The organism is Ruegeria sp. BF12 (assembly GCF_056538705.1).
The window spans coordinates 185,672-203,985 of record NZ_JBQFTP010000009.1; the positions used below are offsets into that span (position 1 = coordinate 185,672).

Here is an 18,314-nt window from a genome sequence, read left to right on the forward strand (position 1 = left end):
CTTTGTGTTGTCAAAGGTCCCGAACCTTGTCCGCGCGCAGCGGACAGGCAAGATATACGCCAAACTCATTGCCGATATCCGCGCTGACGCGGGCATGCACCCGGCCTTGCCGGTCCAGGAAACGCTGGTTGTCTTCGACGGGGAAAATCCCCTCATGCCAGATGCCGGGATGGATATAGAGACCGCGTGAGCCATCGCACCAGAACGCGACCACCTTTTCGGGTGTCAGGTTGTCACCCGGCAAAGCGGCGGGGACGATGAAGGGTTTGTTATCCAGCGGCCAGAACATCTGCCCGCCGTCGGGGTGATAGTTCATGTGCCACAGCAGCACCTGATCGCGCGGCCCGGTTTGATGGTCTGTCTGCGCCTTCTGGGGATCAGCGGACCAACCCAGCACATAGTGGCCTTTGACCGCCTCATTCTCACCGAAGAGCACATCGCCCTGCCAATCGCATTTGAACGTGCCTTCGACCCAGCCACCCTCGTCGCCGGTTCCTTCGTCAATTGGTCGCCAGCCCTGTTGGGGCCAACGGACGATCTCGATTTCAAAGCTGTCGGGGTCATCGACCAGACAGCCGTATCCTTTGACCGATGCGTCCGTGGCGCGGATCAGGGGAACCTCGTGCCACGGCAGCGACGGCTTCGAGCTGGCTTCAAAGATATATTCAGGTGCGCTCATGACGTTCCCAGATGTTTGTCGACCATGCGCTGAACCATCGGCGCGAAATGGTTGAAATCCGGTGTTTCCATGTCGGCGCGCTTGCCCGCCTCGTCCAGATACCGCACCTGAATGATCTCTTTCAGGTTCGGATTGGCTTCGAACGCGGCCACTTCATCGGCATTCATCGGCCCGCCCTGCAGTTCCAGCGTATGGACCGAGGCGGCCGACAGACGGTTGAAGTACTCGGGCTTGGTAGCGCAGAGATACCGCTTGGCTGCCACGTGATAGCGGCAGCAATCGGTGATGACCGAGGGGAAGAACTTTTCCAGCACCTCCGCGCCCGCGTCCTCATGGTGACGATCCTCAGTATCATCTGGGTGGTAAGTGCCAAACTCGGACGTGAAATGCCCGATATCGTGCAGCAGGGCACCGACGATGATCTCTTCGGGTTGACCGTTCTGTTCGGCGATGGTGGCGCCTTGCAGCATGTGTTCTGCCATGGTGACGGGCTCGCCCAGATATTCTTCGCCGCCGCGACGCTCGAAAATATCACCGATGAAGGCCACGATATTGTCCCGGTTCAGGGTCGAAAAATCCGGTTTCATTCCGCTGCCTCCGGCTGGGCCATTTCCATCGCGGCCAATGTGGACAGCAACCCGTCCTTGTCGGCATAGCACCCCTGCAACCAGCGTGAACCCGCGCCGGAATAGCCCAGACGCGCGTGCAGAACGCGGGTGTTGTCGACGATGAAGCTCTCGCCCGGTTCAAGCTTGAACGACACGCCCATGGCCGGATCGTCGATGATGTCCCCCAGTTGGCGATAGGCGGCGTAGTAGGCCTCCATCTGGTCAAAGGGCACATCAACGAAGGGTGCGGACGAGCGGTTGTTGAAACGGATGCCGATCAGTTCACCGTCCGGCGACAGTTCGATCATCGGGCGGCGAGAGCGCAGGCAGACACCGTCCGAGCCCTTATATTCGAAACGCGCGGGGTAGCCTGCCAACAGAGCAAACCCATCCGGGTTCTGTTCGCGCAGCTTTTCGGCGGCACGGAAACCATCGACCACAATGGAGTCTCCGCCTTCGGCGCTGTTTTCGAGGCAATACAGAATTTGCAGAGTCGGAACCGGATCGCGGTAGGGGTTGTCCGTATGCGCCTGCAAACCAAGGCCGGTATAGGCGAGGTTAGTTGGGTTTACCTCGGTGCGGACCTCGAAATAGGAACCGTAGTTGGTTTGACGGACATAGCCGAACAGATCCGCGACCTTCAGCAGGGATTCCGGTTCGGTCGGGCCGCCGGTCAGCTTGGCAAAACCAAACTCGGCCACTGAGGCCAGCCAGCCACGCTTGGAGGCGGGATTGGCATGAACTTCGCCCCAATCGGCGCTGGGCGCGTCGATCCCGCGTTCCCAGGTGGTGATGCCGGGGGCAATACGCCCGGTTGCGAGGCCGTGTTCACGATCATAGCTGTGTTCGGCCAGCCAATCGGCGGGGAAGGTGACCGTCTTGTCTTCGGGCTGGAACGTGACGCTGAGGTCACCGTTGCTGACCTCAGTGGCACTGACCGAAATGTCCGAGGGTATATCACCGATGGTGATCAGACGTTGGCCGTTTCCGGGCGCGCGGGTTTCAGGTTCCAGCGCATTGTCGCGCAGCCAGATGGCGTGAAAGCGAGCCTTTGTGCCGGTGTCGAATTCAACGGTCACGACCGAGGCGTCATGGGTGGCAGAGCGCAGCATGGGGGTCTCCTGTTCAGCGCGGGCTTTGGTTGAGGAGATACGCCCCTTCTGGCATTAAGACAATTAATCCTTCTTTCTGCTGAGGCTTGGAAAAACTTATGGCTAAGGAAAAGATCGGTTTACCGCCTTTGGACTGGCTGCGCGTGTTCGAAGCGGCGGGGCGTCTGGGCGGTTTTTCGGCGGCGGCACGGGAATTCGGGCTGACGCAGGCTGCGGTCAGTCAGCGCATCGGCAATCTTGAGGCATGGCTGGGGCGGACGTTGTTTGTGCGTGAGGCACGTGGTGTCTCGCTGACGGTCGAAGGCGAAAGCTATCTGCCCTTGGTGCAGGACAGCCTGCAGGCACTAGAGCGTAATACTGAAGATCTGTTCGGCAAATCCCCGCGCGAGCTGCGCGTGGCCGGTTTGTCATCGAATATCCATGCGCTTGTGGTGCCCAGTCTTGCCCGCTTTCAGGAGATGCGCCCGAAGGTGCGCGTGATGACGGATTCCGTGGCGCGGCGGTCGTCGCTGGATGAAGAGCGGACATCGCTGCAGATCCGCTATGGTCGGGGCGCTTGGCCGGGGCGGGATTCAGAGCTGATCGCACGAGAAGTGCTGGTGCCAATGGCAGCTCCGGGCGTGGAATGGGGTGCACCTTTGATTGATCTGCGCGGAGAGCGGCCGGGATGGCGGGATTGGGCGCGGAAGACGGATCAGGGCGACGTGACGACGTCGAACGTCAGTTTCGATTCAATGGAGCACGCGCTTTCGGCGGCGCGTCAGGGAATGGGTGTGGTGTTGGGGTCGATGCCCTTGGCCAAGGCGGATCTGCAGGCCGGGCGGTTGCACAGGCTGAACCTACCAGAGTTAAAAACGCGGGATGGCTATTGGCTGACGTGGCCTGAAGATCGCGCGAAATCGAAAAAACAACGCGCTCTGATCGCAGATTTTCTGGAAGCTTTGCGGGGATGAGCAATCAGAAATCGATTGCGATGCCCTTCTTCTCCCAATCACCGTAACGGGCCGGGTCGGGACCGTCGCGCCCGCCCAGTTCCTTGGGCATCTCTTTTGCCTCAGCTTCCGCTTTTTTGCGACGCTCTTCGGCTTCGGCCAGCGCGCGTTGGGCGGCGGGGGGCAGGTCTTTGCGGTCGTCACTCATGACATCGGGTTCCTTTCCGTGCATTCGCTTGATATACGCCCCCGTCCGCCCTTGGCAATGCGGGCGACGGTCACATCAAAGGCGGTTTTCATGTCCGACAACGCAACAGCGGCGCGACGCAGCGCGATCTATCTGCTGGATCAGATTCTGGGGGAAGGGCGGTTGCTGTCCGAATGTCTGGCTACGGGCGCGCTGGATCGGCTGGAGCCTGAGGATCGTGCGCGGGCGCAGCGGCTGACGCTGGAAACCCTGCGCGGGCTAGAGCGTGCCGACCGGTTGCTGGACAACCACCTGAACCGAACCCCGGCGCTGACCGTGCATAACGCGCTGCGCCTTGGCGCAGTGGAACTGTGCCACGGTGAAGCCGCGCATGGGGTAGTCAATTCCATGGTCGAGATCGTTGGTCGTTCCCGCAAGCATGGGCGGCTGAAAGGTCTCGTGAACGCCGTACTGCGCAAAGTAGCGGCTGAAGGTCCAGAAGCATGGCCCAAGATGCGGGTTCCGCGTTTGCCGGATTGGCTGCGCGAGCCGCTGATAATGGCGTGGGGCGCCGAGGCTGTTTCGGGAATGGAGCAGGCGCAATTTGCGGGTGCGCCGCTGGATATCTCGCTGAAACCCGGCGCAACCGGCCCCGGTGAAGCGCTGCCGACGGGATCACTTCGGGTCCAGGATGCGGGGCAAGTCTCGGCCCTGCCGGGTTTCAACACGGGCGACTGGTGGGTGCAGGATGCTGCAGCCGCCCTGCCTGTGCGTATTCTGGCACCCAAGGCTGGAGAAAAGACTCTGGACCTCTGCGCGGCACCTGGCGGCAAGACGCTGCAAATGGCGGCCGCTGGGGCGGAGGTCACGGCGTTGGATATCTCGGACACGCGGCTGGAACGCGTGCGCGAGAACCTCAAACGCACCAGACTCAAAGCAAATGTCATCGCAGGAGATGCGCTGCAACACCGGGGCCAATACGATGCCATCCTGCTTGATGCACCTTGCTCGGCCACGGGAACCATCCGTCGCCATCCCGATTTGCCATTTGCCAAGGACGGGTCTGAATTCGGCAGCCTGATCGAACTGCAGGCCCAAATGCTGGCGCACGCCTGGACCCTGCTGAAACCCGGTGGACGGCTGGTCTATTGCACCTGTTCGCTGCTGCCGGACGAAGGCGAGGTGCAGGTCGAAGATGCGCTGGAACAATATCCGGATATGGCGGTGGATCGTGATGCGCTGAATGTCCCCGGTGTTGAACAAGAGTGGATCACCCAAGAAGGTGGCCTGCGCCTGCGGCCTGATTATTGGGCGGATCGGGGCGGGATGGACGGCTTCTACATCGCCTGCCTGAACAAATCGACGTAACAAGACGCTTTTCGATGACTTGACGATCGCCGCGGTCTATCGTTGGTTCAGGCGCCAGCAGAGCGCAAGGGGCAGAGTAACGAGCGTCATGTCAAAGACAGATACCATGACCAATCGGTGGACACGGTTTCAGAACCGTCTCTACGCACGGCTTAGCCAGCGACGCAAGGCGGTTTCGGGATTTGTCGGCGAACCTGAGCCGCGCACGGTCGGTTCATTTGCGCGTGGACGTCAGCTTGTCGCCGGAAACCTCCTGTTCGCGGGGTATCTTGTCGAGGCTCAGGACACCGAGTTGTGGGACGTTTCCGCCCCCAGCGCCGGGTTCGACAATGAACGCCACGGATTTGCCTGGCTCGACGATCTGGCAGCCGTCGGCGATATGCGTGCGCGGGAAAAAGCCCAGCGGTGGGTCTGGGGTTGGATCAAGGCGCATGGCCGGGGGCATGGGCCTGGCTGGGCGCCGGACCTAACCGGGCGCCGGGTCATGCGCTGGACCAACCACGCAATGTTCCTGTTACGTGGCATGGACGAAAAGCAAAGCAAGATATTCTTCCGCTCTTTGGCGCAACAGACATGGTTTCTGTCCAAGCGTTGGAAGGCCGCAACACCGGGCCTGCCCCGGTTCGAGGCGCTGGCCGGACTGGTTCAGGCCGGTCTGGCATTGGAAGAATTAGAGCAACTGGCGGACCCCGCTTTGCGGGCGCTGGCGCGCGAATGCGACGGTCAGATTGACCAGCAAGGCGGTATTCAGACTCGTAACCCCGAGGAACTGCTCGAGGTCTTTACCCTGCTGGCGTGGACGTCAGCGGCACTCAGCGATCTGGGGCGGGGAACGCCCGGCGCGCAGGCAAACGCTATCAAACGTTTGGCCCCCACATTGCGCAGCTTACGCCATTCGGACGGTGCCCTGGCCCGCTTTCACGGAGGCGGGCGCGGCGTCGAAGGGCGTCTGGATCAGGCGCTGGCGCAAAGCGGTGTAAGGCCACAACATGCCGCGGGGTTGTCCATGGGTTTTGCCCGGATTTATGCGGCCCGGACCAGTGTCATTGTCGACGCGAGCCCGCCGCCGAAGGGGGCCGCGTCGTATAATGCGCATGCGTCAACCCTGGCGTTCGAGTTGACGTCAGGCCGGCGACCGCTGATCGTCAATTGCGGCTCGGGCGAGAGTTTCGGGTTGGATTGGCGCCGCGCCGGGCGGGCCACGCCGTCGCACTCGACGCTGTGTCTGGATGGGTATTCCAGCGCGCGATTGACCACTCCGACCCCCGGGACCGAGCGCGAGGCGCTGGTGGACGCACCGCAAGAGGTTCCGGTTGAGTTCGAAGAAGCGTTCGAAGGCACGCGCTTCATGGCCGGTCATGATGGCTATACCAAGGTTTTCGGCCTGACCCACGCCCGCACGCTTGAACTGCGCTTTGACGGGCGCGAACTGACCGGCGAAGATATTCTGCTGACCGCCACCGACAAGGCGAAACGGCAATTTGACAAGGCATTGGACGCCTCGGGCCTTAAAGGCATCAACTTTGATATCCGGTTTCACCTGCATCCGGACGTGGATGCGGCCATTGATCTGGGCGGTGCGGCGGTGTCGATGGCGCTCAAAAGCGGCGAGATCTGGGTTTTCCGTCACGATGGTGTAGGAAAATTATCAGTTGAGCCAAGCGTTTATCTTGAAAAAGGTCGATTAAAGCCTCGCGCGACAAAACAGATCGTTCTATCCGGGCGCGCAATGGAGTATGCGACCCGCATCCGGTGGACGCTGAGCAAGGCACAGGATACAGCCTATGCCGTGCGCGATCTGCACCGGGACGAGCCCGAGTTTGACTGACGCCAAAAGGACCTTTGGACCCATGACCGACCTTCACCCCGTGCGCCGCGCGTTGCTTTCCGTTTCCGACAAGACCGGGCTGATTGAGCTGGGCAAGGCGCTGGCCGAGCGCGGCGTTGAATTGCTATCGACCGGTGGAACCGCCAATGCGCTACGTGATGCGGGACTGGACGTGAAGGACGTCAGCGAGGTGACCGGCTTCCCCGAGATGATGGATGGCCGGGTAAAAACCCTGCACCCGAAGGTGCATGGCGGCTTGCTGGCGCTCCGTGACAACGACACTCATGTCGCTGCCATGGAGGAACACGGCATCGGTGCCATCGACCTGCTGGTGGTGAACCTCTACCCGTTCGAAGCGACCGTGGCCAAAGGCGCGGGTTATGACGAATGCATCGAGAACATCGATATCGGCGGACCTGCGATGATCCGCGCGGCCTCCAAGAACCACGCCTTCGTGAACGTGGTTGTGGATGTCGAGGATTACTCTTCGCTGTTGGATCAGTTGGAAGAGAATTACGGCAAAACGTCCTATGGTTTCCGCCAGTGGTTGGCGCAGAAAGCATATGCCCGGACCGCCGCCTATGACACCGCTGTGTCCAACTGGATGGCCGACGCGCTGCAGCTTGAGGCCCCCAAGCGCCGTGCCTTTGCCGGAGAGCTGAAACAAACCCTGCGCTATGGCGAGAACAGCCATCAGCAGGCGGCGTTTTATACGGACGGCACCAACCGCCCGGGCGTGGCGACCGCCGTTCAGCATCAGGGTAAGGAACTGAGCTACAACAACATCAACGATACAGACGCCGCGTTTGAGCTGGTGGCCGAGTTCAATCCGGCGCAAGGCGCGGCCTGCGCCATCATCAAACACGCAAACCCTTGCGGTGTTGCCACAGGCGCGACCTTGCTGGACGCGTATAAGTCGGCTTTCGACTGCGACCGGACCTCGGCCTTTGGCGGGATCGTGGCTCTGAACCAGCCGCTGGACGCCGAAACCGCGCAGGAAATCACCGGGATTTTCACCGAAGTCGTGATTGCGCCGGGCGCGTCGGACGAGGCCAAAGCGATCTTCGCCGCCAAGAAGAATCTACGCTTGTTGACGACTGAAGGCCTGCCGGATGTGACCGCAGGCGGCAAAACTGTGCGTCAGGTGGCCGGTGGCTTGCTGGTGCAGGACAAGGATAACGGTTTCGTCGGGATGGATGACCTGAAAGTTGTCACCAAAAAAGCTCCGACCGAAGAGCAGATGCGCGACCTTCTTTTTGCTTGGAAAGTGGCGAAACACGTCAAATCCAATGCCATCGTCTACGTCAAAGACGGTGCGACCGTGGGCGTTGGTGCCGGTCAGATGAGCCGTTTGGACTCAGCCATGATCGCTGCCAAGAAAGCCGAACGCATGGCCGACGCGCTGGGCCTGCCGCAGCCATTGACCATCGGCTCGGCAGTGGCGTCTGACGCGTTCTTCCCGTTCCCCGACGGTTTGATGGAGGCGGCTGAAGCTGGCGCCACCTGCGTTATTCAGCCGGGTGGTTCGATGCGCGATGACGAGGTGATCGCAGCAGCGGATGAGGCCGGGTTGGCCATGGTCTTCACCGGCATGCGCCACTTCCGCCACTGATGCGTTACCGACTGCTTCTCTGGGCTGGTCTGGCCGCGTTTCTGATCGACCAGATCAGCAAGTATCTGGTCGTTCACGTGATGCGCGTGGCCGAAGGGAATATCGATGTCCTGCCGCCGTTGCTGGTGTTCAAGTATGGCGAGAATCGGGGCATCAATTTCGGCCTGTTTCAGGGCAATACCGATGCTGCCCGCTGGGTATTGATCGGTGTTTCGATGGTAATCTCGGTCGGCGTGCTGATCTGGCTGATGCGCACAGTCCCGTCGAAACTCATGCTGGTTTGCGGCGGGCTGCTGATCGGTGGTGCGCTGGGCAATGTCGTGGATCGCCTGCTTTATGGCTATGTTCTCGATTTCCTGAACATGTCCTGTTGCGGTATCAACAATCCTTTCGTGTTCAACCTGGCCGACGTGTTCATTTTTGCGGGAGCCATCGGTTTGGTGCTGTTTGATGGAAAAAAGCCCTCGTGACGCGCCATTTGAAATGCGATAAAAGCGCCTGAAACTGGCTGGAGACTATGATGCGGCTGCCGCGTTCCATAATTGCTTTGACATTGGCCTTTGCGGCTGCTGGGTGTTCCGATATCGGATTGCGCCATCTCGAAGCGCCGGGGCAGGGGCCGGATGAATTTTCGGTTATGCCTGTCAAACCGTTGACCCAGCCCAAGGATTACAAGTTCTTGCCTGCGCCCACACCGGGCGGGGCGAACCTGACCGATCCGAACCCCAACGCAGAGGCGGTCGTCGCCCTTGGTGGCAATGCCTCGTCGCTGAGCCCCAACACGGCGATCCCGTCCTCGGACGCTGCCCTTGTGACCGCGTCCAGCCGCCATGGCGTTCCGGCAAACGCGCGGCAGGTCGTCGACACCGAAGATGCCGAGTTCCGCAGAAAGCAGGGCCGTCTGACACGCCTGCGTTTGTTCAAGGTAGATCGCTATTCGCAGGTTTACCGCCGCGAAACTCTCAATCCTGACATACAGAACGAAGCGGCACGTCGCGCGGGCATCGAGACGCCCTCATCGCCGCCGGTAGATGAATAATCTTTAACTTTCCGTCATCGGCCTTGAACCTGCGCGGCGTCACCGTAGTTTGAAAACCATAAATCAAACGGAGGACGCCCTATGGTTCGGGCTCTGGCACTGTCGGCTGCCCTGATGGCCGCGACCCCTCTTGCCGCAAGTGAGGGGCACGAAGCGGTGACTACATTTACGTTGGACAACGGCATGGATGTTGTGGTGATCGAAGATCATCGCGCGCCGGTAGTGCAGCACATGGTCTGGTATCGGGCCGGCTCGGCGGACGAACCGGTGGGATCGTCCGGCGTGGCACATTTCCTCGAACACCTGCTGTTCAAGGGTACTGACACTTTGGCCCCGGGCGAATTTTCCGCCACCGTCGCGGCCAATGGTGGTAATGACAACGCATTTACGTCTTACGATTACACTGCGTATTTCCAGCGCGTAGCGGCTGACCGGCTTGAGCTGATGATGCGTATGGAAGCCGACCGGATGCGCAACATCCGGCTGTCCGAAAACGATATCGTTACCGAGCGCGACGTGATCCTTGAAGAGCGCAACCAGCGCACCGACAACAGCCCCCGCGCCCTTTTCGGCGAGCAAATGAGCGCGTCGCAATACCTCAACCATCGTTATGGCGTCCCGATCATCGGCTGGCGGCATGAGATGGAGACGCTGGATATGGAGGACGCGCTGTCGTTCTACCAAACCCACTATGCGCCCAATAACGCCATTCTGGTCGTCACGGGCGATGTCGAGCCGGACGAAGTCAAATCGCTGGCCGAGCAATACTATGGCGTGATTCCCGCCAACCCGGACCTGCCCGAACGTGTCCGCTCGCAGGAGCCGCCACAAACCGCGGAACGTCGTCTGACCTACAAGGACGCGCGCGTCTCGCAGCCATACGTTCAGCGCAGCTATCTGGCACCTGAACGAGATCCGGGCGAACAGGAGAAAGCGGCAGCCCTGTTCCTGTTGGCGGAACTTCTGGGTGGCAGCACGACATCTTACCTGAACGAGAAACTGCAGTTCGAACAGCAGAAGGTCGTTTATACCGGCGCGTTCTATCGGGGCGTTTCGCTGGACGACACCACTTTTGATCTGATCGTTGTGCCGGCGGCAGGTGTCTCACTCCAAGAGGCCGAGGATGCCATGGATCAGGCGATTGCCGATTTCGTCGCCGAAGGTGTGAACGAAGAAGATCTTGACCGAATCAAGATGCAGCTGCGTGCGGCGCAAACCTATGCGCGCGACAATGTGGACGGGATCGGAAACCGCTATGGACGCGCCCTGACCAGCGGCCTGACCGTCGAAGACGTGCAGGCCTGGCCCGATATTCTGCAGGCGGTGACCGGGGATGAGATCATCGCCGCAGCGCGCGAGGTTTTGCAGCCTGAAGCGTCAGTTACCGGCTGGCTGATGAAAGACGATGAGGTGACGCAATGAAACGGATTTTCGCGACGCTGATCGCCTTTGTCATCGCTCTGCCCGCATGGGCCGAGATTGAAATCGAAGAGGTCACCTCACCTGGCGGCCTCAAAGCCTGGCTGGTCGAGGATCACTCGATCCCTTTCACCGCACTGGAACTGCGTTTTCGTGGCGGAACCTCGCTGGATGACCCGGACAAGCGCGGCGCGGTCTACCTGATGAGCAGCCTGATCGAGGAAGGCGCAGGGGATATGGATGCCCGCACCTATGCGCGCGAGTTGGAGTCTCTGGCGGCCTCGTTCCGGTACAACGCAACGGATGACACGGTGTCGATTTCCGCGCAGTTCCTGACCGAGAACCGCGACGACGTGATTGATCTGCTGCGCACCACGATACACGAGCCGCGCTTTGATCAGGATGCGGTGGATCGTGTTCGGGCGCAGATCCTGTCCAGCCTCCAATCGGACCAGACCGACCCGAACGACATTGCCGGTCGCAGCTTTGCGCAGATGGCCTATGGTGATCACCCGTATGGCACGGAAGGCAAGGGCACGATTGAAAGCGTGACGGCCCTGACGCGGGACGACGTGGTCACCGCCTTTGAGGATGTCTTTGCCAAGGATCGTCTGTATGTGGGCGCAGTGGGCGACATCACCCCGGAAGAACTGGGCGCGCTGCTGGACAAGCTGCTGGCGGACCTGCCGGAAACCGGTAAACCGATCCCCGGTCGCGCGGATGTAAACATCTCTGGCGGCGTCAGCGTGGTCGAGTTTGACACACCACAATCCGTCGCCCTGTTTGGACATGCTGGCATTGACCGTGACGATCCTGATTTCTTTCCGGCCTATATCCTGAACCACATCCTTGGTGGCGGTGGGTTTGAAAGCCGCCTGATGCAGGAAGTGCGCGAAAAACGTGGCCTGACTTATGGCATCGCGACCTATCTGGTGCCCAAGGATCTGGCCTCGGTCTATCTGGGGTCGGTGTCTTCGGGCAATGATCGCATCGCCGACGCCGTCGAAGTGATCCGTGCCGAATGGGCCCGCGCCGCGTCCGAGGGCGTGACCCAGAAGGAACTGGACGACGCCAAGACCTATCTGACCGGTGCTTACCCGTTGCGCTTTGACGGAAATGGGCAGATTGCGGGGATCATGGTCGGGATGCAGATGGAAGATCTGCCGATTGATTACATTGCCACCCGCAACGACAAGGTAAACGCGGTCACGCTGGAAGAGGTCAACCGGGTCGCAGCAGAACTGCTGGACCCGGAGGGGCTGCATTTCACTGTGGTTGGTAAACCCGTGGGTCTGGAAACAACGAACTGAGAATAGGGGCTGAGCGTTGCTCAGCCCTTTTTCATTCTACGCAGCATCTGCCCCATCATCTGACCGAACTTGCCCGATCCGCGCTGATACAGCGCGCCGTCAACGGCCAGAACTGTACCGCTGATATAGCTGGCCAGATCAGAGCTAAGGAACAGGCAGGCGTTTGCCACGTCTTGCGGCTGACCCCAGCGACCCAAGGGGACGTCCTTGCGCAAAGCTTCTCCGGCATCTGGGGTAGGAGCCAAACGTTTGGCCCCCTCGGTGCCCTCGATAAAGCCTGGCACGACCGAGTTCACGCGAATGCCTTCTACACCCCATTCCATCGACAGGGTACGGGTGATCTGATCAACACCCGCCTTGGCGGCGCAGACATGAGCCTGACCTTCGTAAGGCAGATATGACTGCGGGGCCGAGATGTTGATGATGCTGGCTCCGGGGCGCTTCAGGTAAGGATAGGCCCCCTTCATCACGTGGATCGTGCCCATCAGGTCGATGTCGATCACGGTTTTGAACGCATTGACCGACATTTCCGCTGCCAGCGCCGGGAAATTACCCGCCGCGCCCGACACCAGAACGTCAAAGTCACCGAATGCATCGTGGAATTGCTTGAGGCCCTCGGCCACAGCCTCAGGGTCGCGCACGTCGAACGCGGCACCGATGGCATCCTGTGCGCCCGCAGCTTTCAGTGCGGCAACGGTGTCATCGACCTTTTCCTGCGATCGGCTGGCAACGGCCAGTTTGGCACCCGAGGCCGCAAAGGCCTCGGCAATGCCGCGATTGATACCGCTGGTTCCGCCAATGACGATGACGGTTTTACCTGAAAAATCCATGTAGGCCTCCCTTGGAGGGGAGCCCTACTCGCCGTAGGGCACCCAGATGTTTTTGACTTCGGTCGCAGCCTGCAGGAAGCGGCGAGAATGGTCCACGCCCCAATCAAATGCCGTCGCGTTATTCACCCAAGTCCGTTTCAGGTTCCCGGCCGAGACAACCTCGATCTCTTTCGACAGGTCGGTGGACGAGAACGACCAGACCGCATCGACGTTCAGATGCGAGGCCAGCGGTTTCGCCAGTTCCGCGTGGCTGCCGGTCAGGATGTTGACCACGCCAGCGGGCACGTCGGAGGTTTCGAGGACCTGGTAGAAATCGGTGGCCGCCAGCGGATAGGGTTCGCTTGCTGCCAGTACCACCCGGTTGCCCATCGCAATCGCAGGTGCCATGGCCGAAACCAGACCCAGCAGAGGTGCCTCATCCGCACAGAGCGCACCGATCACGCCGACCGGTTCCTTCATGGCAATGGCAACACCACGGATCGGAACGCCGTGCACCTGACCGTCATACTTGTCGGCCCAGGCGGCGGCGGCGAACAAGCGCTGGATCGAGGCTTCGACCTCTTTCGCGCCGTCCTTTTTGCCGGTCATCGCGTCGATGCGAGCGGCAAACTCGTCGGCGCGGGCCGAGAGGTTTTCGCCGACGTAATACAGGATCTGCGCGCGCAGGTGGCCGGTGGTCGTGGACCAGCCTTTGGCACCCGCCGCTGCCTCAACCGCGTTGCGGACGTCCTTGCGGTTGGCGAGCCCCACATGGCCCAACAGCCCGGACTTGCCCCAAACGGATTTTGAATAGCCGCTATCGGGCCGCGCCTGCTTGCCGCCGACATACATCTTGGCGGTGCGGTCAATCGGATCGACCGGGGCACCTTCGCCCACGATCACCTCGACCTTCGCCAGCGGCTTGGCCTTGCCTTTGGGTTTGGTGTAAGCAGCCAGCCCTTCCCAGCCGCCTTCACGGCCAAAGCCGCTTTCACGCACACCGCCGAAACCAGCAGCGGCGTCGAACAGGTTGGTGGCATTCACCCAGACCACGCCCGCAACCAGCTTGGGCGCGATATCCAGCGCGAGGTTCACATTCTCGGTCCACACGGTCGCGGCCAGCCCGTAGCGGGTGTTGTTGGCCAGCTCGACCGCCTCCTCCGGCGTCCGGAAGGTTGACGACACCAGAACCGGGCCAAAGATCTCTTCCTGCATCAGCGGGTCGGATGTTTCGAGGCCCGAGATCAGCGTCGGCGGGTAGTAGCAACCGTTCGCAGGCAGATCGCAAGCTGCCTGATGGACGTGACCAACCGTGTTGCTTTCGACCATGCCCTTGATGGTCTGCAGTTGAACCGGGTCCACAACCGCACCCACGTCGATGCATTTGTCCAACGGATCGCCAACACGCAGCTTGTCCATCCGGGCACGCAGTTTCTCGTGGAAGCGATCGGCAATGCCTTCCTGCACCAACAGGCGCGAGCCCGCACAACAGACTTGACCCTGATTGAACCAGATCGCATCGACCAAGCCTTCGATAGCTGAATCAATATCGGCGTCGTCAAAGACGATGTAGGCGGACTTGCCACCCAGTTCCAACGTCAATTCCTTACCCGATCCAGCGGTCGCCTCGCGAATGCGCCGACCGACAACCGTCGAACCGGTAAAGGCGATCTTGTCGACGTCCGAGGACACGATCATCTCACCCACGGCACCGTCACCGGTAACGATATTGACTACACCTTTGGGCAAGCCAGCCTGCGAGCAGATGTCAGCGAACAGCAGTGCGGTCAATGAGGTGTACTCAGCCGGTTTCAGGACCACCGTGTTGCCCATTGCAATCGCAGGCGCGACTTTCCACGCCAGCATCAGCAAAGGGAAGTTCCACGGGATGATCTGACCGCAAACACCCAGCGCCTCAGCATCGGGCATTTCGCTTTCCATCAACTGCGCCATGCCTGCGTGGTAATAGAAGTGCCGCTGCACCAGAGGGATGTCGATGTCGCGCGATTCACGGATCGGCTTGCCGTTGTCGAGGCTCTCGAGCACCGCAAACAGGCGGGAATGCTTCTGCAACAGGCGCGCGATGGAGTAGAGATACCGTGCACGGCCTGCGCCGCCCAGCTTCTCCCACTTGGGCTGTGCCTTGCGCGCGGCGTTGACCGCCGCGTCCACGTCGGCCTGTTTCGCCTGTGTCAACTTGGCCAGAACCTCTCCGGTCGCGGGGTTGCGGCTTTCGAACCCTTTGCCCGGCTTGGTGAAGGCTCCATCGATATAGTGACCGAACTTGTCACCCTGATCGACCAGCCAGGCCAAAGCCTCGGCAGCGCTTTCGGGGGCAGGGCCGTAATCCATGGTTTCGAAAATCTCTTTGACTGTCATAGTTTTTGTCCTTTTCCCGGGGCTTCGCCCGTTCAGCGCTGAAATCGCTCCACTGGAGTGATTTCCGGGCGCGCCTCACCCCATAGAATGACGGTAGCCAGCCGAGTAGGACCCGGTGACGTAGTGTTCCAACTGCCGCTCGATATCGCCCAGCAGCGACGACGCTCCAAAGCGGAACAGATCCGGCTCCAGCCAACGGTCGCCCAGTTCGTCCTTGATCAGCGACAGGTAGACCAGCGCGTCCTTGGCTTTCGAGATGCCCCCAGCAGGCTTGTACCCGACCCGATACCCTGTGCGGTCATAATAGTCTCGGATCGCACGGATCATCACCAGCGATACGGGCAGGGTAGCGTTGACGCTTTCCTTGCCGGTCGAGGTCTTGATGAAATCCGCACCGGCCATCATGCAAACCAGCGATGCACGTGCGACATTGCGCAGGCTGCCCAGTTCTCCGGTGGCGAGGATGGCTTTGACATGCGCATCGCCGCAGGCGACGCGGAAGGCCTTCATCTCTTCGTACAGCGCCTGCCAGTCGCCTGACAGGACATGACGGCGCGAGATCACAATGTCGATTTCTTCGGCCCCGGCCTTAACGCTTTCTTCGATCTCTGCAACTCGCAGGTGGAAGGGGGACAGGCCAGCCGGGAAGCCGGTCGACACAGCCGCAACCGGAATGCCCGTGCCATGTAGCGCGTCCACGGCGGTTTCGATCATGTCGTGATAGACGCAGACAGCGCCTGTCGTGATCGCTGGCATATCCAGCGCCTGCAGAACCGAAGGTGCCACGGGTTGCCGAGCCTTGGCGCAAAGGCGGCGCACGCGGCCAACCGTGTCATCACCCGACAGGGTGGTCAGATCGATCATCGTGATCGCCTTCAGCAGCCACGCGGCCTGATACTCTTTCTTAACGGACCGCCGACCGGGCAGGGTCGCGGCTCGGCGTTCAATGGCCGAAGTATTGACCTGCACGGCGCGCACCCAGTCCAGATCAAGATCCATACCGGGGTTTCTGGGCTCGGTCACTTGCGGCAGATGCGCTGTGCGCACGGGGCTTTCTGAGCTCTGCGTATCCATTTTCACATCCTTTGGGAGGTTTGCGCCAAATTCGCATGGCTTGCGACTGAATGGAAGGCATACCGGCCTCGCCAATGCAATTTTTTTGACCAAATGGACAAAATTGGTGTTTTCTTGCGAATAATTCGCAATAGCGTTGACTTAGTTGCGAATGGTTCGCATATTCATTCTCAACAAACACCAGAATGGGGTCAGCAATGATTCGTCGTAGTTTTCTTGCGGCTTTGGCTTTCGCCGCCGCATTGCCGGTGGCGGCCTGGGCAGAGGCACCGCTCAAGGTTGTTGCCACCACGGGTATGATAGCGGATACGGCGCGTCAGATCGGTGGCGATCAGGTCGACGTGAAGGGTCTCATGGGACCCGGCGTCGATCCGCATGCCTATCGACAGACCCGCAGCGATATCGTGGCGATGACCCGCGCGGACCTGATCTTGTGGCATGGTCTCTACCTTGAGGCGCAGATGGAAGAGTTCTTCCACGACCTCGGGCGTAAACGGCCCGTCGTGGCTGTTGCTGAAGGTGTGGATAAGTCCAAGCTGCGCGCGCATGACGACTATGCCGACAAATACGACCCACATGTTTGGATGAGCCCGGCTCTGTGGCGCGATGTGGCGGTTGAGATCCAGAAAGCCCTGACCGAGGCACGCCCCGAAGCTGCAGATGAGTTTCAGGCCAACACTACGGCGTTCCTGACCGAGATTGATCTGCTTGAAGCCTATGGTAAGCAAGTCTTGGCCAAGGTGCCTGAAAACAACCGGATACTGGTAACGGCCCATGATGCCTTTGGCTATTTCGGTGCGGAATATGGCTATGAAGTGCTTGGCATTCAGGGCATTTCGACCCAATCCGAGGCGGGTCTGAACAGGATCGGAGAGTTGGTCGATACTCTGGTCGATCAGGAATTGACGGCCGTGTTCGTAGAAAGCTCGGTCTCCGACCGGTCGATGCGAGCGCTGATCGAGGGCGCTGCGGCCAAAGGTCATGATGTCGGGATTGGTGGAGAACTGTATTCCGACGCTATGGGAGAACCAGGCACCTATGAGGGCACCTATATCGGTATGCTGGACCACAACATCACTGTGATCGCAGGCGCGCTGGGCGCCGATGTGCCCGAGCGAGGCATGAACGGCAAGCTGTCGGCGGGGTTTTGAGTGATGTTGGAGCTGGCCGCTAATCAGGGTGTTTCGGTTGCCGAGAAAAGCATTGAGAGCAGCCCTCTGGCCATTCGCGGATTGACCGTATCCTACGGCCAGAAACCGGCGGTGTTTTCAGTGGACATGACCGTCGAGCCGGGGGCGATGACAGCGATCATCGGGCCAAACGGTGCCGGAAAATCAACACTCCTGAAAGCGGCGCTGGGTATTGTCTCGCCCTTGTCCGGACAGGTGTCCGTCTTTGGCGACCCGCTGGAAAAACAGCGTGCCCGGATTGCCTATGTGCCACAACGCGCGAGCGTGGACTGGGATTTCCCGACCCGCGTGATTGACGTGGTTCTGATGGGCCTGTCGCGTGAATTGGGTTTGCTGGGCCGCGTGCGCGCCCGCCACATGTCCCGTGCAATGGATTGTCTCAACCGGGTCGGGATGCGCGATTTCGCGGATCGTCAGATCGGCCAGCTTTCCGGTGGTCAGCAGCAACGTGTCTTTCTTGCCCGCGCACTGGCGCAGGATGCTGATCTGTATCTGCTGGATGAACCGTTTGCCGGCGTCGATGCGGCCACGGAAAAGGCGATCATTGCCGTGCTCAAATCGCTGAAAGAGGCGGGCAAGACCGTGGTTGTCGTTCATCATGATCTGGCCACTGTCACCGATTACTTCGACCACGTGTTCCTGATCAACACGCGCAAAGTCGCCGAAGGGCCGGTTGCCGAGGCGTTTACCGCCGAGACTCTGCAATCCGCTTATGGCGGACGTCTGGCCACTGCCCAGATCGATCAGATCTCGCGCGCGCTGGGGTAA

The 18,314-nt window shown here is 60.3% G+C and carries 17 protein-coding genes; 10 read left to right on the forward strand and 7 right to left on the reverse strand.

Features of this window, described 5'->3' with window-relative positions; all coding sequences use genetic code 11:
- Positions 1–10 precede the first annotated feature (10 nt).
- From ACR0J0_RS15370 to tmpA, 3 genes are read right to left on the reverse strand one after another with little or no spacing between them, the layout of a single operon-like run.
- Entirely contained in the window at positions 11–679 is a 669-nt protein-coding gene (locus ACR0J0_RS15370; RefSeq protein ID WP_480665025.1) for an ureidoglycolate lyase, read from the reverse strand.
- Positions 676–1,266 carry a (R)-1-hydroxy-2-trimethylaminoethylphosphonate oxygenase gene (gene tmpB, locus ACR0J0_RS15375; protein WP_480665026.1) on the reverse strand — a complete coding sequence of 197 codons (591 nt, stop codon included), beginning with the start codon at positions 1,264–1,266 and terminating at the stop codon, positions 676–678. Before tmpB ends, ACR0J0_RS15370 begins: the two co-directional genes overlap by 4 nt.
- A complete protein-coding gene (tmpA, locus tag ACR0J0_RS15380; RefSeq protein WP_480665027.1) occupies positions 1,263–2,399 on the reverse strand; it encodes a 2-trimethylaminoethylphosphonate dioxygenase in 1,137 nt (378 codons plus the stop codon). Before tmpA ends, tmpB begins: the two co-directional genes overlap by 4 nt.
- Before the next feature lie 98 nt (positions 2,400–2,497).
- On the opposite strand from tmpA, the gene ACR0J0_RS15385 reads away from it, so the two are divergent.
- A complete protein-coding gene (locus ACR0J0_RS15385; RefSeq protein ID WP_480665028.1) occupies positions 2,498–3,352 on the forward strand; it encodes a LysR family transcriptional regulator in 855 nt (284 codons plus the stop codon).
- A gap of 4 nt (positions 3,353–3,356) precedes the next feature.
- Here ACR0J0_RS15385 and ACR0J0_RS15390 read toward each other — a convergent pair whose 3' ends face one another.
- Entirely contained in the window at positions 3,357–3,539 is a 183-nt protein-coding gene (locus ACR0J0_RS15390) for a DUF1674 domain-containing protein (protein WP_170326393.1), read from the reverse strand.
- A 90-nt stretch (positions 3,540–3,629) separates the two neighbouring features.
- Between ACR0J0_RS15390 and ACR0J0_RS15395 the strand changes: the two genes are divergently transcribed.
- From ACR0J0_RS15395 to ACR0J0_RS15425, 7 genes are all read left to right on the forward strand, one after another.
- The gene (locus ACR0J0_RS15395; protein ID WP_480665029.1) at positions 3,630–4,886 is read left to right on the forward strand and encodes an RsmB/NOP family class I SAM-dependent RNA methyltransferase; all 1,257 of its coding nucleotides are present in this window, start codon (positions 3,630–3,632) and stop codon (positions 4,884–4,886) included.
- An 88-nt stretch (positions 4,887–4,974) separates the two neighbouring features.
- On the forward strand, positions 4,975–6,714 hold the full coding sequence (locus tag ACR0J0_RS15400) for a heparinase II/III family protein (RefSeq protein WP_480665030.1): 1,740 nt from the start codon (positions 4,975–4,977) through the stop codon (positions 6,712–6,714).
- Between the two features lie 22 nt (positions 6,715–6,736).
- Complete coding sequence (gene purH, locus ACR0J0_RS15405) at positions 6,737–8,326, forward strand: bifunctional phosphoribosylaminoimidazolecarboxamide formyltransferase/IMP cyclohydrolase (RefSeq protein ID WP_480665031.1); 1,590 nt, start codon at positions 6,737–6,739, stop codon at positions 8,324–8,326.
- On the forward strand, positions 8,326–8,796 hold the full coding sequence (lspA, locus tag ACR0J0_RS15410; protein ID WP_480665032.1) for a signal peptidase II: 471 nt from the start codon (positions 8,326–8,328) through the stop codon (positions 8,794–8,796). The genes purH and lspA overlap by 1 nt, the downstream gene beginning before the upstream one ends.
- A 50-nt stretch (positions 8,797–8,846) precedes the next feature.
- Positions 8,847–9,365, forward strand: coding sequence for a DUF3035 domain-containing protein (locus ACR0J0_RS15415; protein WP_480665033.1), 519 nt, complete (start codon positions 8,847–8,849; stop codon positions 9,363–9,365).
- Between the two features lie 81 nt (positions 9,366–9,446).
- Positions 9,447–10,787: a M16 family metallopeptidase gene (locus ACR0J0_RS15420; RefSeq protein WP_480665034.1), complete on the forward strand. Its 1,341-nt coding sequence runs from the start codon at positions 9,447–9,449 to the stop codon at positions 10,785–10,787.
- Positions 10,784–12,094: a M16 family metallopeptidase gene (locus ACR0J0_RS15425; protein ID WP_480665035.1), complete on the forward strand. Its 1,311-nt coding sequence runs from the start codon at positions 10,784–10,786 to the stop codon at positions 12,092–12,094. Before ACR0J0_RS15420 ends, ACR0J0_RS15425 begins: the two co-directional genes overlap by 4 nt.
- 20 nt (positions 12,095–12,114) lie before the next feature.
- On the opposite strand, the gene ACR0J0_RS15430 is transcribed toward ACR0J0_RS15425, so the two are convergent.
- From ACR0J0_RS15430 to deoC, 3 genes are all read right to left on the reverse strand, one after another.
- Entirely contained in the window at positions 12,115–12,924 is an 810-nt protein-coding gene (locus ACR0J0_RS15430) for an SDR family oxidoreductase (RefSeq protein WP_480665036.1), read from the reverse strand.
- A gap of 24 nt (positions 12,925–12,948) precedes the next feature.
- Positions 12,949–15,282 (reverse strand): aldehyde dehydrogenase family protein, encoded by a 2,334-nt coding sequence (locus ACR0J0_RS15435; RefSeq protein ID WP_480665037.1) that lies wholly within the window; start codon positions 15,280–15,282, stop codon positions 12,949–12,951.
- A gap of 75 nt (positions 15,283–15,357) precedes the next feature.
- A complete protein-coding gene (gene deoC, locus ACR0J0_RS15440) occupies positions 15,358–16,356 on the reverse strand; it encodes a deoxyribose-phosphate aldolase (protein ID WP_480665038.1) in 999 nt (332 codons plus the stop codon).
- Positions 16,357–16,553: 197 nt separating this feature from the next.
- Here deoC and ACR0J0_RS15445 point away from each other — a divergent pair, with 197 nt between their 5' ends.
- Positions 16,554–17,507: a metal ABC transporter solute-binding protein, Zn/Mn family gene (locus ACR0J0_RS15445; protein ID WP_480665039.1), complete on the forward strand. Its 954-nt coding sequence runs from the start codon at positions 16,554–16,556 to the stop codon at positions 17,505–17,507.
- A 3-nt stretch (positions 17,508–17,510) separates the two neighbouring features.
- Positions 17,511–18,314, forward strand: a complete 804-nt coding sequence (locus ACR0J0_RS15450) for a metal ABC transporter ATP-binding protein (RefSeq protein ID WP_480665057.1) — start codon at positions 17,511–17,513, stop codon at positions 18,312–18,314.